The sequence below is a fragment of the Janthinobacterium sp. LPB2021202312-11-4 genome (assembly GCF_037049705.1).
Taxonomy (GTDB): domain Bacteria; phylum Pseudomonadota; class Gammaproteobacteria; order Pseudomonadales; family Pseudomonadaceae; genus Aquipseudomonas.
Genome location: NZ_JBAGKV010000030.1, coordinates 1 through 14,650, shown reverse-complemented (window position 1 = coordinate 14,650; position 14,650 = coordinate 1). Strand labels below are relative to the sequence as shown.

At 56.8% G+C, this 14,650-nt stretch carries 15 protein-coding genes and 1 tRNA gene; 8 read left to right on the top strand and 8 right to left on the bottom strand.

Going from position 1 to position 14,650, the window contains the following annotated elements:
• The first annotated feature begins 201 nt into the window (after nucleotides 1-201).
• From V5E99_RS25260 to V5E99_RS25245, 4 genes are read left to right on the top strand one after another with little or no spacing between them, the layout of a single operon-like run.
• Entirely contained in the window at nucleotides 202-3,033 is a 2,832-nt protein-coding gene (locus V5E99_RS25260) for a xanthine dehydrogenase family protein molybdopterin-binding subunit (RefSeq protein ID WP_499804943.1), read from the top strand.
• The gene (locus V5E99_RS25255; protein ID WP_499804942.1) at nucleotides 3,026-3,565 is read left to right on the top strand and encodes a (2Fe-2S)-binding protein; all 540 of its coding nucleotides are present in this window, start codon (nucleotides 3,026-3,028) and stop codon (nucleotides 3,563-3,565) included. Before V5E99_RS25260 ends, V5E99_RS25255 begins: the two co-directional genes overlap by 8 nt.
• A gap of 2 nt (nucleotides 3,566-3,567) precedes the next feature.
• Nucleotides 3,568-4,803, top strand: a complete 1,236-nt coding sequence (locus V5E99_RS25250; protein ID WP_499804941.1) for a c-type cytochrome — start codon at nucleotides 3,568-3,570, stop codon at nucleotides 4,801-4,803.
• 1 nt (nucleotide 4,804) lies between these two features.
• Entirely contained in the window at nucleotides 4,805-5,776 is a 972-nt protein-coding gene (locus V5E99_RS25245) for an XdhC family protein (RefSeq protein ID WP_499804940.1), read from the top strand.
• A 116-nt stretch (nucleotides 5,777-5,892) separates the two neighbouring features.
• On the opposite strand, the gene V5E99_RS25240 is transcribed toward V5E99_RS25245, so the two are convergent.
• Nucleotides 5,893-6,792: a LysR family transcriptional regulator gene (locus V5E99_RS25240; RefSeq protein WP_499804939.1), complete on the bottom strand. Its 900-nt coding sequence runs from the start codon at nucleotides 6,790-6,792 to the stop codon at nucleotides 5,893-5,895.
• Between the two features lie 116 nt (nucleotides 6,793-6,908).
• On the opposite strand from V5E99_RS25240, the gene V5E99_RS25235 reads away from it, so the two are divergent.
• On the top strand, nucleotides 6,909-7,757 hold the full coding sequence (locus tag V5E99_RS25235) for an oxidoreductase (RefSeq protein ID WP_499804938.1): 849 nt from the start codon (nucleotides 6,909-6,911) through the stop codon (nucleotides 7,755-7,757).
• A gap of 199 nt (nucleotides 7,758-7,956) precedes the next feature.
• Here the strand turns inward: V5E99_RS25235 and V5E99_RS25230 are convergent, their stop codons facing one another.
• Entirely contained in the window at nucleotides 7,957-9,240 is a 1,284-nt protein-coding gene (locus V5E99_RS25230) for an NAD(P)/FAD-dependent oxidoreductase (RefSeq protein ID WP_499804937.1), read from the bottom strand.
• A gap of 183 nt (nucleotides 9,241-9,423) precedes the next feature.
• Between V5E99_RS25230 and V5E99_RS25225 the strand changes: the two genes are divergently transcribed.
• Nucleotides 9,424-9,500 (top strand) — tRNA-Val (locus V5E99_RS25225).
• Between the two features lie 124 nt (nucleotides 9,501-9,624).
• On the opposite strand, the gene V5E99_RS25220 is transcribed toward V5E99_RS25225, so the two are convergent.
• The 3 genes from V5E99_RS25220 to V5E99_RS25210 all read right to left on the bottom strand — a co-directional run bounded on the left by V5E99_RS25220 (nucleotide 9,625) and on the right by V5E99_RS25210 (nucleotide 11,285).
• A complete protein-coding gene (locus V5E99_RS25220) occupies nucleotides 9,625-9,969 on the bottom strand; it encodes a hypothetical protein (protein ID WP_499804936.1) in 345 nt (114 codons plus the stop codon).
• 31 nt (nucleotides 9,970-10,000) lie between these two features.
• The gene (locus tag V5E99_RS25215; protein WP_499804935.1) at nucleotides 10,001-10,222 is read right to left on the bottom strand and encodes a PAAR domain-containing protein; all 222 of its coding nucleotides are present in this window, start codon (nucleotides 10,220-10,222) and stop codon (nucleotides 10,001-10,003) included.
• Between the two features lie 209 nt (nucleotides 10,223-10,431).
• Nucleotides 10,432-11,285, bottom strand: a protein-coding gene (locus V5E99_RS25210) for an IS5 family transposase (protein ID WP_499804934.1) whose coding sequence is annotated in 2 segments (ribosomal slippage) — nucleotides 10,432-10,941 and nucleotides 10,944-11,285 — 852 coding nt in all. Because the reading frame shifts where the segments join, the coding sequence is not laid out codon by codon here.
• Nucleotides 11,286-11,869: 584 nt separating this feature from the next.
• Here V5E99_RS25210 and V5E99_RS25205 point away from each other — a divergent pair.
• Both V5E99_RS25205 and V5E99_RS25200 read left to right on the top strand, forming a co-directional pair.
• Nucleotides 11,870-12,142, top strand: coding sequence for a hypothetical protein (locus tag V5E99_RS25205; RefSeq protein WP_499804933.1), 273 nt, complete (start codon nucleotides 11,870-11,872; stop codon nucleotides 12,140-12,142).
• Nucleotides 12,143-12,746: 604 nt separating this feature from the next.
• Nucleotides 12,747-13,112: a DUF2388 domain-containing protein gene (locus tag V5E99_RS25200; protein WP_499804932.1), complete on the top strand. Its 366-nt coding sequence runs from the start codon at nucleotides 12,747-12,749 to the stop codon at nucleotides 13,110-13,112.
• An 86-nt stretch (nucleotides 13,113-13,198) separates the two neighbouring features.
• Here the strand turns inward: V5E99_RS25200 and V5E99_RS25195 are convergent, their stop codons facing one another.
• The 3 genes from V5E99_RS25195 to V5E99_RS25185 form a co-directional block, all read right to left on the bottom strand.
• Nucleotides 13,199-13,576 (bottom strand): c-type cytochrome, encoded by a 378-nt coding sequence (locus V5E99_RS25195; RefSeq protein ID WP_499804931.1) that lies wholly within the window; start codon nucleotides 13,574-13,576, stop codon nucleotides 13,199-13,201.
• A 75-nt stretch (nucleotides 13,577-13,651) separates the two neighbouring features.
• Nucleotides 13,652-14,062, bottom strand: a complete 411-nt coding sequence (locus V5E99_RS25190) for a hypothetical protein (RefSeq protein WP_499804930.1) — start codon at nucleotides 14,060-14,062, stop codon at nucleotides 13,652-13,654.
• Nucleotides 14,059-14,650 (bottom strand): lysozyme family protein (locus tag V5E99_RS25185; protein WP_499804929.1); only part of this gene is annotated, 592 nt, incomplete at its 5' end. The genes V5E99_RS25190 and V5E99_RS25185, both read right to left, overlap by 4 nt.

Genomic DNA, 14,650 nt, shown 5'->3' with positions numbered 1-14,650 from the left:
CTGCGATCTTTTTTTGATTCATTAGTCAGTTTTTTGTAACCGGTTGTTTGCGGCAAGCGCAGAAACCTATAAAGTTAACCTTTCGGTCAGCTTTGCACTGTCATTTCAGCCCTTTGAACCGTCAAAAAGGGCTTCTGCAAGACTCGAGATCCCCAGAACATAACCACAAGGGCGGACCCATAACCGTCCAGAGGATGATCCATGTCCAACCGTGATATATCCCGGCGCTCGTTCCTTCAGGGCGGGCTGGTGGCGGGTGTGAGCGTGACGCTTACACCGCTCAGCACCCAGGCGCTGGCTGCCTTGATGGAAAACAGCGTGACCGTGCCGTCCGAGCAATGGCTCGGCAACAACGGCAAGGCGCGCTCGCGTAACGATGCCTTGTCCAAGGTCTGCGGCAGCAAAGTCTTTGCCCGCGACATCCGCGCCAAGGACATGCCGGGCTGGCCCCAGCAGCAGGGCCACGCCCTGTTGCTGAAAATCACCAAGGCTGACCGCATCTACGCGGGTTACGACCTGGCGTGGCTCGGTGCCGAGTTGCAGCCCGACCGCATCGTCACCGCCGCCGACCTGGACAAGGACGGCATCGTCTTCCCGGAAGAGCACGCGCCCGATCCGTTGCTGCCGGAAGGCAAGGTGCCGATGTTCATCGGCCACCCGGTGGCGATCCTGATCTGGAACGACTTCGAGCGTTTCCGCCAGGCCAAGGCCAAACTCAAATTCAACGACAAAGCCATTCGTTACGGTGCCCAGGCGCCGTTCTACGAAGGCGATCCGTATGGCAGCTTCCGCTACGTGCGCGTCGGCGGCGCGACCTCGGCGGACGAAGACGAATTCGCCAGCCTCAAGGATTCGATCCTGTTCCCGATGCTAAAAAACCGTCGCCCGGTGTGGAATTCCCAACCGGACCTGCACGGCAACCTGACCGAGCGCGGTTTGTTCTACGCCGACCGCATGAAGCAGCAAATCGACAGCCCGCCGGACAACTGGCTGGTGTTCGACGAGCGCTACAAAACCCCGTCGATCGAACCCGCCGCGATGGAGCCGGACAACGGCAACGGCTGGTACGACCCGGCGACCAAGACCTTGCACTTTGTCGTCGCCACCCAGTGCCCGCTGGAAGCCGCCACCGAAACCGCGAAGATGATCGCGCCGTCGCGTTTCGGCCTGGCCAACCTGAACATGCACCCTGGCTACACCGTCGGTTACGGTTCCAAGGACCACAACATCTTCGTCTACTACGCCGCCCTCGCTGCGTTGTACGGTGCTGGTGTTCCCGTGCGTCTGGCCAACGACCGTTACGAGCAATTCCAGAGCGGCATCAAGCGTCACCCGTTCGACATCCGCTACCAATTGGCCGTGGACAAGAACGATCACAGCTTCAAGATTTTCCGCGCCGAGATGAGCGTCGATGGCGGTGGGCGGATCAACTACAGCCCATCGGTGGCAGCGGTTGGCGCCACGGCGGCGCAGTCGATCTACTACATGCCGCAGAACGATTTGCAGGTCACGGCCTACCATTCCCGCGCCGTTGAAGCGGGTTCGATGCGCGGTTACGGCACCCTGCAAAGCATGGCCTCGACCGAAATGATGGTCGACGAAATCGCCGGTCGCCTCGGCATCGACGCCATCGACCTGCGCAAGAAAAACGCCATGCTCTCGGGCATGAAAAACACCCAGGGCGCGGTGCCGGCCGGTGCGTTGCGCTTGCATGAAATTCTCGACAAAGCGGCTGTTCACGAAGTCTGGAAAAACCGCGACCTGATCAAGCTCAAGCGCGAAGCCGCCGACCCGGACAACTGGTACGGCGTCGGTTTCGCCATCTGCCAGAAAGACTTCGGCACTGGTTCCGAAGCGCCGATGGCGAGCATCGAATTCACCGCCGAAGGCCACGTGACCCTGCGCCATATCGGCATCGAAATCGGCACCGGCATGTCCACCTCGCAAGCCTTGGTGGTGGCGGATTTCATCGGCATCCCGGCCACCGAAGTGAAGACCGGCGAAACCGAATGGAAAGAGTTGCAACTGATCACCGGCGGCAACCCGTACATCATGAGCCAGGCTGAACAGGACGGTTTTCTGCGCAATCCGCGCTGGGTCGGCAAGTTGGCCTCGGCCTCGTCGGCGACCAACTCCGCCTACTATTTCAGTCACGCCACCCGTGAAGCCTCCCGCGTGCTGTTCAACCACGGCTTGTGGCCGGCGGCGTTGCAGATCTGGGGCCAGGGGCCTTACGGCGGCCAGGCCAACCCTTACGTGGTGCGCCGCGAAGATGCGCATTGGGTCGACGGCAAACTCACCGCCAACGGCATGCAGCCCCTGAGCTTTGAGCAACTGGCGAAACACGCCCACGAAAAAGGCCTGGTCACTGGCGCGACCGTGCACGGCTTCAACCGCTGGAGCTGGGCCGAGGCCGAGTTCAGCATCGACGGTGTGCGTGAACGCCTGCCGCTCGACGGTCTCGCCGTGAAGTACGGCGACGGAGCCCCGAACGCGAAGAAAGCGCAGATGACCAGCGCCGGTTTCCACTTGCTGGATCGTCAGAACGTCCACTACCCGGACACCCAGTTGAACAACGCGTCGGTGACTTACTACAGCCCGGTCGCGACGCTGGTGGAATTGAAAGTGAACAAGGGGTCGGCCGAAGTGCAAGTGCTCAACCATCACTCGTGGGTCGAGTGTGGTCGGGTGCTGGTGGAGGAACTGGTCAGGGGCCAGCTCGAAGGCGGGATCGCCATGGGCATCGGTCATGCGTTGATGGAAGAGATGCCGCTGTACGAAGGCGGGCCGGGGGAGGGTGACTGGAACTTCAACCGTTACCGCTTGCCGATGGCCCGGCACGTGGCGGTCTGGAACCAGACGGCGGAGATCCTGCCGCCGCTGTCGCCAAGCGACCCGTCCAAGGGCATTGCCGAAGTGGTGATGATCCCGATTGTCGGCGCCATCGGTAACGCCGTGGCCCACGCCATCGGCAAACGGGTCCGCGACCTGCCTATCACTTCCGCCCGCATCAAGGAGGCCCTCAATGGCTAACCGTCCGTTTCAACTGACCCTCAACGGTCAATCCGTCGGCCCGGTGGACATCCCTGATGACCTGCCGATGATCGATTACCTGCACGAATACAAAAACCTCACCGGCTCGCGCCTCGGCTGCGGCCAGGGCATCTGCCACGCCTGCGTGGTGATCGTCGACAACCCGGACGGCACCAGCGAAGAAGTGCGCACCTGCATCACCGGCGCGCATTACTTCGAAGGCAAGAAAGTGCGGACCATCGAAGGCCACGCGACACGCGATGAGCAGGGCAAGGTCACCGAACTGAACCCGATCCAGCAGCACTTCGTCGATGAGTTCGCCTTCCAGTGCAGCTACTGCGCACCGGGTTTTGTGAATGCCGCGACTGTGCTGGTTGAGAAGTTGCAGCGTCAGCCGATCGTTAAAAGTCAGCTGGAAAAAGTCATTGAAGACAGCCTCGGCCACCACATCTGCCGCTGCACTGGCTACGTGCGTTACTACAGCGCGACGCGCAACGTGCTGACCGATCTCGGCCTGGTCAAGGAGGGTTAAGCATGAAGACTCTACTTTCCCGCCTGGCATTGGCGGTCGGTCTGGCTGCGCCGGTGTTATTGGCCCACGCGGATGATCAGGTCAAGCGCGGCGAATACCTCGCACGCGCCGCTGACTGCATGGCCTGCCACACCGCACCGGGTAGCGCGCCGTTTGCTGGCGGCCTGCCCATTGTCTCGCCGTTCGGCACGATCTACGGCACCAACATCACCCCGAGCAAAGAGCACGGCATCGGTTTGTACAACGATGACGAATTCTTCGCCGCGCTCACCGAGGGCAAGCGTCGCGATGGCGCAAACCTGTACCCGGCGATGCCTTACACCTCGTACCACTTGATGCCTCGCGAAGATTCGGACGCGATCCACGCGTACCTGAAAACCGTCGAGCCCATCGAACGCGCCGCACCGGTCACCCGCCTGAGCTTCCCGTTCAATGTGCGCCTGGGTTTGATGGGCTGGAACATGCTCTACGGCAAGGACGTGAAACTTGCGCCGACCGAAGGCAAAAGCGAAACGTTCAAGCGCGGCGAGTACATGGTCGAAGTGCTCGGCCACTGCGGCGAATGCCACACTCCACGGGGTTTGCCCGGCGCGATGCAGCAGGACAAACGCCTGACCGGCGGCCTGCTCAACGGCTACCTGGCGCCAAGCCTGTTGGCCAATGACCTGGCCGCGCGGGGCTGGAATCATCAGGACCTGAGCACCTTCCTTAAACACGGGATGAGCGCCCAGGGCACAATGTTCAACGAGATGTTCCCGGTGTTCCACAACAGCACCCAAGGCCTCAGCGACCCGGACCTGGCGGCGATGGCGACTTACCTCCTGGGTGATCCAGCCCCGGCGGCGAAGGTGTTGACCGAAGTGGCGCTGGAGCAAATGAGCCCAAGTGCCCAGCGCGGTCGCCAGGATTACCTCAACGTCTGCGCCGGTTGCCACGCGCCGAACGGCGAGGGCAAGCCGCACATCGCGGTGGCCATGCGCGGCAACACCACATTGCGCCTGGAAGATCCGCGCAATTTGCTGCGGGTGATCGAGGACGGGATCGGCGAGCAGAAATTTTCCGGGTTCGAGCGCATGCAACCGATGCCGGGGTTTGCCGACAAACTCAGTCACGAGCAACTGACTGATCTGTTGAATTACTTACGCCAAGGTTGGGGTGGGCAGTCGGCGGAACTGGCGGTCAGCGATGTGCAGAAGTTGCAGGCAGAAGCGCCGGCAGCCGAGCACAAGGCGCGCTGATATGCAGCATCTGGATCTGCAAGTCATTCGCCGGGCGCTGGAATGGTCGACGGCCGGGCAGCGTGTTTGGCTGTGCACGGTGCTCGCGACCTACGGCTCGGCGCCCCGTGCGCCGGGTTCGTTGCTGGCGGTGAACGTGGACGGGCAGTGGATCGGCTCGCTGTCGGGTGGCTGCGTCGAGGAGGATTTTCTTGAGCGCGTGGCTGAAGGCGCGTTTGAAGAGGCGGTCAGCGTCGTGCGGTATGGCGAAGGCGATGACCCGCGTTCCCGGGTGAGTTTGCCCTGTGGCGGCGTGCTCGATGTGCTGGTGGAGAAGCTTGAGCCTGAGTGTGAGGTTCAGGCGCATCTGCGTGAGCTGGAGTCGGCGTTGTTGGGTCAGCGCCGCTTGATCCGCGAAGTCGATCTGGCCAGCGGCGCGCGCAGTGTCTTTGCCGACGGCGAACAGGGTGTGCGCATCGAACGTGAGATCGACCGGGTGCGCGTGCGGATCGGCGCGGCTCAGCGGTTGTTGCTGGCCGGGTATTCCAGCGTCGCCCAGGCCTGTGCGGAGTTTGCGGTGGGCCTGGGTTTCGAGGTGATCCTTTGCGATCCCCGGGATGAAGTGCTGGAAGGTGTGGTGCTGGCGGGTGTCGAAATTCGCCGCCAGTTGCCGTCGGTGTTTATTGCCGACGGCGGCTGTCACAGCGACACCGCTGTGGTGGCGTTGACCCACGATCCGCGCATTGATGACTTGGCGATGATGGAGGCCGTGCGCACCGATGCGTTTTACATCGGCGTGATGGGCTCGATGCAAACGTCACAGAAGCGCTTTGAGCGGTTGCGCAGGATTGGCGGGTTAGGGGATGCCGAGTTGGCGCGGATTCATGCGCCGATTGGCCTGAACCTGGGTAGCAAGACCCCGGCGGAAATAGCCCTTGCCGTACTCGCCGACATCCTGCGAATCCGTAGCGGAATCCCCCGGGATCGCCTCTGATCCTTGTAGGAGCGAGGCTTGCCTGCGAAGAGGCCGTGTCAGTCGATACCAATGTCACCTGACACACCGCTTTCGCGAGCAAGCCCGCTCCCACAGGGGATTTGTGGTGTTTGGGATTAATTTGTTTCGGGCTGCGCCTTCAAGAAATCAATAAACGCCCGCAACTTCTTCGGTGTGTTATTGCGCTCAAAGTAATACAGATACAACGTGCTCGTCGGCACCCAATCCTCCAGCACTGACACCAGCGCCCCACTGTCCACATGTTCCGCAATCGGTGCATGGGACAAATACGCAAACCCAAACCCATCCAGCGCCGCCCGCAACAACAAATCACTGTCATTGGTTGCCAGCCGCCCCTTGACCGCAATCCGCGTGTGCTTGCCGTCCTTCTCAAAGTCCCAGCGGGGCAGGGCGCCTGACGCGGCGCTGCGATAATTCAGGCATTCATGCTGCAACAAATCCTGCGGCTGCTGCGGCAGCGTCCTACCTGCCAAGTACTCGGGGGAGGCCACCACCACAAAACGCATGTCCGGCAGAATCGGCACCACCACCATGTCTTCGGCCAGCACATCGTCGTAGCGAATGCCGGCGTCGAAACCCTGGGTGACGATATCGATCAGGCTGTTGTCCACCGCCACTTCCAGATTGATACCCGGATGCGCCAGCAGAAACTCGCGCAGCAGCGGTTGCAGGATCAAGCGGCTGGCGCTGGAGGGCACGCTCAAACGCAGCGTTCCCGCCACCTCATCACCCGCCGCCGAGGCGCTGCTCAAGGCCAGCCCCAAGTCTTCCAGCAGCGGTGCGATCTTGCTGATCAACTGTTCGCCTGCTTCAGTGACATGCACGCTGCGGGTGGTGCGGTTCAGCAGCCTCAGGCCCAACTGTTTCTCCAGTTCGCGCACGGCATGACTGACCGTGGACACCGACAGCCCCGTGACATCGGCAGCGTTGGTGAAGCTTTTGGCCTGAGCAACCTGCATAAACAGCCGCAACTGTTGAAAATCCGGATCTTTCATTGTGTGGTTTTTCCGAAAAGGGCTTGCAGATTATGGCCCTTTTTAGCAAAGCCAGGCGTGTCCATACTCAGCCCCATGGCTCGCACGGGCGGGCAGCTCTCTGGAGGAAGATCCGCATGACTGCATCGACTACAAAACCGGTCTGGTTCATCACCGGCTGTTCAACCGGTTTCGGCCGCCAACTGGCCTTGCACACCCTCAGCCTCGGCTACCCGACCGTGGTCACGGCGCGCAACCCGGCGCAGGTCGAAGACATCGTCAAAGGTCACGAAGACCTTGCACTGGTCTTGAAACTGGACGTGACCGACCCGGCGCAGATCGACGCGGCTGTGAAAGCCGCCCAGGCGCGTTTCGGCCGTATCGACGTGCTGGTGAACAACGCGGGGATTGGTTACTTCGGCTCATTCGAAGAAAGCGACCTGAATGAAGCGCGCAAGATGATGGACATCAACGTCTGGGGCCTCGTCGAGATGACCCGCGCGGTACTGCCGGGCATGCGCCAACAGCGCAGCGGGACCGTGGTGAACATCTCGTCGGTCGGCGGGATCGTGGCGTTCCCGGCGGTGAGTTTCTATCACGCGACCAAGTTTGCGGTGGAAGGGATTTCTGAATCCCTGGCCCAGGAAGTCGCGCCGCTGGGCATCAAAGTGCTGATCGTCGAGCCCAGCGGTTTCCGCACCGATTGGGCGGGGCGCTCGGCCAATGAGGCGAGCCGGACCATCAGCGACTACGACGAGACGGCAGGCAAGCGCATGGACATGATCCGCGGCTACAACGGCAAGCAACCAGGTGATCCGGTGCGGGCAGCGGTGGCGATTGTGGATGCGGTCGAGGCTGAGCATCCACCGTTGCGTCTGCTGCTGGGCAAAGCCGCACTGGCCGGTGGCCGCGGCAAAATCGAAGCCCTGCGCAAGGATTTTGAAGGCTGGGCGAACGTCAGCGAAGGCGCGGACTTCCCCGATTAACAGGCAAAACCCAAAACAAAATGTGGGAGCGAGCTTGCTCGCGAAAGCGGTCAGTCAGTTAATAAAGATGTCGACTAAAACACCACCCCTGTAGGAGCGAAGCTTGCTCGCGAAGACGGCATGTCAGGCAACATCAATGTCGACTGACACGGCCCCCTTCGCGAGCAAGCTTCGCTCCTACAAGGGATTGCGGTGTGGCTTAGTACCCGAACTTATCCCGCAACCCGTAATACCAAGCCCCCAACGCCGCAAACGGCGTGCGCAACAATTGCCCGCCCGGGAACGGGTAATGCGGCAAATCCGCAAACGCATCAAACCGCTCCGCCTGCCCGCGCAACGCCTCGGCTAATACCTTGCCCGCCAAGTGCGTGTACGTCACACCGTGCCCGCTGCAGCCCTGGGAATAGTAAATGTTGTCGCCCAACCGCCCGACCTGCGGAAGACGCGACAACGTCAGCAGGAAATTTCCGGTCCAGGCGTAATCAATTTTCACGTCCTTCAACTGCGGAAACGCCTTGAGCATCTTCGGCCGGATAATCGCCTCGATATTCGCCGGGTCCCGGGCGCCATACACCACGCCGCCGCCGAAAACCAAACGCTTGTCCCCGGTCAGTCGGTAGTAATCGAGCAAATAATTGCAGTCCTCAACACAGTAATCCTGTGGCAACAGACTCTTGGCCAGCGTATCGCCCAAGGGTTCAGTGGTGATCACCTGAGTCCCGCACGGCATCGACTTCGCCGCCAACTCTGGCACCAGGTTACCGAGGTAAGCGTTGCCGGCCACGATGATGAACTTGGCTCGGACCTTCCCCTGTAGCGTATGCACCACCGGGTTCGCCCCGCGCTCAATGCGCACCGCCGGCGACTGCTCATAAATAGTGCCGCCCAACGACTCCACGGCCGCTGCTTCACCCAGCGCCAGGTTCAACGGATGAATGTGCCCGCCGCTCATGTCGAGCATGCCGCCGACGTATTGATCGCATGCCACCACGTCACGGATGCGCTTTTGATCCAGCAGCTCAAGCTGCGTATGACCAAACCGTTCCCACAAACGCTTCTGCGATTCCAGATGACCCATCTGCTTGGCCGTGATGGCCGCGAACACACCGCCGTCCTTCAAGTCGCACTGGATATTATATTTGGCGACCCGCTCACGAATGATCCGCCCGCCCTCAAACGCCATCTGCCCCAGCAACTGAGCCTGCTTGGGGCCGACACTGCGTTCGATCACGTCAATGTCACGGCTATAACTGTTAACGATCTGCCCGCCATTACGCCCCGACGCGCCAAACCCGACCTTGGCAGCCTCAAGCACCGTTACGCGAAAACCGTTCTCCAGCAGAAACAGGGCAGAAGACAACCCGGTATAACCGGCGCCGATCACACAGACATCAGTCTCAACGTCATCCTGCAACGCCGGGCGCGGTGGAACCGCATTGGCCGATGCGGCGTAATAGGACTCTGGGTAAGGAGTGTTCGCCATCCTGCTGCCTCTGTTTAATATATTTTACGAGTGCGCCGATCCTACCCGACTTAAAAAACCGCCGCCAGCCACCGGAAAATCTGCGTCGCAGCAGCGAAATTAAATATTTTGCATATTCATAGGGTTAGCTCGAAAAAAGGTGTTGACACCCCTCCGGAATTCCGTAGAATGCCGCCTCACAGCAGGCACGTAGCTCAGTTGGTTAGAGCACCACCTTGACATGGTGGGGGTCGTTGGTTCGAGTCCAATCGCGCCTACCAAACAAAATCCGCTCTGCTGGGCGGTCTAGAAGGGCTCACCGAAAGGTGGGCCCTTTTTTGTTGTCAAAAGGTGATGGATCTATTTAAAGGTAAATTTTCTAAATAGATCCGTCACCTTTTTGCCCTAATATGGCTCGGGACACTTGAAATCCCATGCCTCGATTATCAAGTCTTTCACGTCTTCGCCAGTCGTTGTGATGCCAAGGCATACGTTGTTCTTTTTGTAATTAAACTCGCAATATGGGAATCCCTCGGTGCATCTTTCGACTTCATTAACTCCTATATCTTTCAGTAGTCTCATGGTTCCGCTGGGGTCAATGTAGTCCGTTAAATTTGGCTTCCAGCCATGTTTAATCAATGCTTTTCTTGCGCTTAAAAATGGTATTCCTTTCGTAATAGGTACGTCCGTTGCGTTTGCAAAAACGCTAACGCCGCAAAGAATGACGAAAGCAGTGTTGTTTAGTTTCATTTCGTGGTTCCACCAAATTTCTTGTAAGTGGTTACGACATCCTCATAAGGCATGTACGGTTGCTTGGAGGGAAGTCAGTGGCGCTGACAGCGCCGGTGATGGGGCTGCCGCAGGCGGGTTTGTCGGTCATTCGGGCGGCAGCGAGGCCATCGAAGTTCACGTTGGGGGAGCCGCTGGCAATCGGAATCGTGCCGTGTCCCTGCCGAGGGGCAATTGGTGGGACTGTTGCTCGGGCAGCAGGTTTGCCACTCACGGGAAGTCCTTTTCAAGGTTTCAAATGGCGCGCTGGCAAGCTGTCGCTGAATTCGACGATGCGACCTGCCCATAGAGGCGTTATGAAATGTTCGGACGGTGTGGGGAGAGGCGTGGTATGGGGCGCGCATTCGCTGGGGAAGGCCCGTCCGTGGGTGAAGAACGCATAAAATTTAACCGTCCGTGTAAATTTGCCTGCGGATGATCCTACTAGGCTCTGTACGAAAAGTAATGTCGTAAACACCGCATAGCACAGGCCAGAGAAACCATCGCCGCATAACTTTTCGCGAGTTTGTCGAAGCGCGTCACGATGCGGCGATTCTCCTTCAGCCAGCCAAATATACGCTCGATGATATTGCGCTGCCGGTACTTGGGACGGTCAAACAGCCTCGGCAACCCCGGCTTAGGTTTACGTTTCATGCTGCGCAGAGGAATCACCGGCTGCATCCGATACCGGTCGCAGTACCGACGCAACGCTTCTGCGTCATAGCCTTTGTCCGCCAGCAACCATCGGCAGCGTTTGCGAGGGCGCCCGCGCAAGCTGGGTATGTACGCTTCATCGAGCAACGGCTGGGCGTAAGCAATATCGCTTGCTTGTCCGCCCGATAATAAGAACTTCAGCGGGACACCGTTGGCATCGCAGAGCATGTGGATCTTGGTGGTCAGGCCGCCCCGGCTGCGCCCGAGCGCGTGGTCTTGCGGTTCTTCAGGCCCCCTTTTTTCCCGGCACCAGAAGAGGCCCGGGTTGCTCGTACTGCGGTGGAGTCAATCATCCAGGTCTCCAGATCGATTAACCCTTGCTCGTTGAGCTTGATGTGAAGCCGCTTGAGCATCTGGTCAAACGCCCCGCGATTGCGCCAATCACGAAAGGGCTGATATACCGTGGACCAGGGGCCGAAACGCTCGGGCATGTCGCGCCAAGCGGCGCCCGAACAGAGCACCCAAAGCACACCGTTGAGCATCAAGCGATCATCTGTTCTCGGGCGTCCGCTACGGCGCGGTTCGTCGAAGATATCCGCAACCAAATCCCAGGCTGCGTCGGGGAGTTCGTACCGTTTGGCCATCGTGGGCTCCTGCCTTTGATAGTCGCGGACTTTACTGAATCTCAACGGCTATGGAACTCAAATTGGTTTCGGCGGATTTCGTACAGAACCTAGCATCGATGATGCTATCGTTGAGCCATTATTGGCGCGAAAAGGGAGTTTTTCATGAAAAAGATTTTTCTTATAACGATTGTTGCGGTAACAGTAGCCCTTTCAGGGAGTGTTTATGCCCGTGGAAGCAGTTTCGTTGGGCATTCTTCATACAAATCTAGTTATTCCTCAGGAAGTCGTTCTGATCATACTGTTAGCGGATATACTCGAAGTAATGGTACATATGTTCAACCGTCGCACGCTACAAACCCTGATGCCACCAGGAACAATAATTACAGCACGAAGGGGAATGTGAATCCGTACACCGGGCAATACGGAACCAAGCCCCGTGATGGGAAGTAGCTTGTCAAGGTTATAGAAAAGTGAAAGTATGTTTTGGAAGGCTTGCCGTTAAATATCTCCATCACATTCTATGGGTCATCGCTTGTGTGAGTGTATGGCGATATTAGGCTAAGGTATGCAGTAGTATTTGGAAACCCATAAAGAGGTTTACTATGAAGGCGTTATCTGCAATGGCTCTGCTGGTATCGATAATTGGTACCACAGTTGTTTCGGCCGCCACGTTTGATGGTAATCAATGTCTTGGCGATTGCTCAGGGCATCAGGCGGGGTATGACTGGGCTGAGCAGAACGGCGTGGACGATGAGTCATCTTGCACTACACCATCCGAATCTTTTAATGAAGGTTGCCAGTCATACATAGAAGAGAGCAGCGGGGCTATCTCATCGAGTGATGATGATGATGACGACGATGAAGACGATGAATAGTTTGCATGCTGGGAATGCGTAAAGTAGAAAGGTGACAGTAGAAAGGTGACGGATTTATTTTAAACGGTTCATGCCTTAAATAGATCCGTCACCTTTTTGCACTGGGTAATCGACGAATACCAAGATGGCCGTAGAAAAAACTTTGTCTTTTTGAAGGTGACTATGTGTATTTTGGCTGGTGCGAACACTTCTGAGTGCAATGCCTTATAGAAAGCCGCCTGCTTTTTCGGGTTGTCTAGGCAGGCCGTAGAGCTTGAACTGGTGGCCAGTTGCGATTATGATCGCGCCCTTTTCAAGGGAGTAACTCGATGTTTCCAAGATATTTCCGCTGGATTTCGCTACTGGGTATTTTTGCTGCGGTAGCAGTACTCGTAACCTTTGGACTACAAGTGTTTACCGGACAAGCTCGAGCAACGGAGTTAATACGTCCGATTATTGCCGCTGTCGCCTTTGGCTGGGCCTTCACGCAGTCGACTAAGGCCTGAGTTATCTTTGAAATCAATACCGCAAAAAAAGGTGATAGAGCTATTTTTATGGATTCGTAAATAAATTCGTCACCTTTGTGTTCATTCCACGAGGGGCGGTTAATGCAGGGAGTGCTTAAGTGCGAAAGTTTATGGGTTTGATTGTTTTGCTCGGTTTTTCGTATAGCCTGTCAGCCTACGCAGGGGATGGGGCTCTGAAAGTAACAACTTTTGGGGCTATTTTTACGACTTCGGTTGAAGTGACTTTTTTCCCTACGTCGCTCACCGATGATAGCGAAGCAAGCACGCGAAACAGTCGTAAAAAACAAGATCAGAAGATCGTTGATGCACGAGACGATGCTGCTGCATTCGTTGCAAGCGACGGCGGTATCCTCGGAGCACATCTGGAAGCCGCATTGTCGTTGCTCGGAGACTTTCGATCAGAAAATTCGGTAGATGAGATGCAGTTGGCGAAGGCGATTTTGGCTTATCAATCACAACCCTAAATTTGACGCAAAAAAAGTGATAGATCTATTTTGTATAAATAAATCCGTCACCTTTTCGCTACCTTATTTTTACTTTAATCTAAAAATTATCGGTTTTTTGAAATCAAGCCATTCATATATTGATTTAAATCGCGCAAATCCTGAATTCCCCAAGAGTGCGGTGCTAACTTTACGCCGTTCTCGCGCAAAGTTTTTGGAATCAAGTCTCCATTTGGGCGAAGTATTATCGATGAGACAATAACGCCCGGATAATCATTTAGTCTTTTTTTGAAGGCGGATGTTGTGAGGTCGGGGGTGGGTGGATTGCTTTTATTAGCTAATGGTCCAGTTGCTTTGAGATCTGTGCCGTGGCACATGACACACCTCTGTAAATAGAGGTTTTTCCCATTGATATTGTCGGCGAATGATAGTGATGTTTGAATTGACGATAAAATCCCCAAGATGGCGACAATTACTATTTTCATTTTCCATATGACCTTGCTGTATCAGTCAGATTTGTAAAAAAGGGGACTGTAAAAAAGGGGGCAGATTTTGGATCTCTATTCCATGTCGCCCTTGCTTGGTTTTGGAGGCGCGTCGGGACACTCATTGGCCCATCGCGTAACTATGATGTTATTGAACTGCTCCCCAATGGTGTCGACGCGCAGGCAGTTGCCGCTCTTTGAGTAGAACAAGATGCAGCGCGAGCTATCAAAAGAGCAGACATCGACCTCAAAGAACTTGCGTGCAGCCAGCTCCCGCTCCGTGCCGCTATATTCATAGCCTTTGGCATGCATCCGTGTAGGCTTCCACCCTTGTTTGACGAGCTTGGTCCTAGCCTGAACCAATGGCTCGTCGACGGCTATGCCGGCCGGCCCGCGTATGTCGTTCACGGCTTGCGAGCCATCCGCAAAAACTGCGCTGGTTCCAACGCAATAAAGTGCTACGAGCGCGAGGATCGAAGCTTTCATTTGACAGTCCCTCCAGCCGATTTGTAACTCGCCAAAAACGTTGAATACTTGACATACGGTTGCGGTGGATAGTGATTAGCCTTACCGGGACCTTCGGGAAGTGCCGCCCATCTTGTTGCCACCTTCGGCATTGCGCCCGGGATGTCGCCGGCCTTGATCTCGTCGATTACACCGAGGGTGCGCAGAATGTCTACCGCCATAAGGTCTTGCGTATGAGGCGAAAAGTCTGTGAGCCCCATCTTTTCGGCATACTCGCGCCAAGTAACAATGTTAATTTGATACCTGCCCGATGCGGTAATTGAGTCGCCGTAACCTGCACCCGGATGGGTGGACTCATCAGTGAAAGTCCATATTCCAGTTTGAAAACCCTTCGCCCAGCCATAACCATATTTCGCGTGATAGTTACCGCCTTCGGATTCGGCAATAGCATCCAGAAACGCCTTCACGTTCTTATTCTTCAAATACTCTTCATTCTCTTCGCGTCTTTTCTTTTGTTTGGATGGCAACGCCGCCGTTTTTGGCGTGTTGTCGTTAACCGGTGTCACCGTTTTTGTGTGACGGGCCGACATCTTTTTGCCGTTTACGCTT

Bases quoted from the DNA above. Each gene is read 5' to 3' on its own strand.
- V5E99_RS25230 (WP_499804937.1), bottom strand. From the start codon at position 9,240: ATGGCGAACACTCCTTACCCAGAGTCCTATTACGCCGCATCGGCCAAT.
- V5E99_RS25255 (WP_499804942.1), top strand. From the start codon at position 3,026: ATGGCTAACCGTCCGTTTCAACTGACCCTCAACGGTCAATCCGTCGGC.
- V5E99_RS25235 (WP_499804938.1), top strand. From the start codon at position 6,909: ATGACTGCATCGACTACAAAACCGGTCTGGTTCATCACCGGCTGTTCA.
- V5E99_RS25220 (WP_499804936.1), bottom strand. From the start codon at position 9,969: ATGAAACTAAACAACACTGCTTTCGTCATTCTTTGCGGCGTTAGCGTT.
- V5E99_RS25240 (WP_499804939.1), bottom strand. From the start codon at position 6,792: ATGAAAGATCCGGATTTTCAACAGTTGCGGCTGTTTATGCAGGTTGCT.
- V5E99_RS25260 (WP_499804943.1), top strand. From the start codon at position 202: ATGTCCAACCGTGATATATCCCGGCGCTCGTTCCTTCAGGGCGGGCTG.
- V5E99_RS25205 (WP_499804933.1), top strand. From the start codon at position 11,870: ATGAAGGCGTTATCTGCAATGGCTCTGCTGGTATCGATAATTGGTACC.
- V5E99_RS25250 (WP_499804941.1), top strand. From the start codon at position 3,568: ATGAAGACTCTACTTTCCCGCCTGGCATTGGCGGTCGGTCTGGCTGCG.
- V5E99_RS25190 (WP_499804930.1), bottom strand. From the start codon at position 14,062: ATGAAAGCTTCGATCCTCGCGCTCGTAGCACTTTATTGCGTTGGAACC.
- V5E99_RS25195 (WP_499804931.1), bottom strand. From the start codon at position 13,576: ATGAAAATAGTAATTGTCGCCATCTTGGGGATTTTATCGTCAATTCAA.
- V5E99_RS25245 (WP_499804940.1), top strand. From the start codon at position 4,805: ATGCAGCATCTGGATCTGCAAGTCATTCGCCGGGCGCTGGAATGGTCG.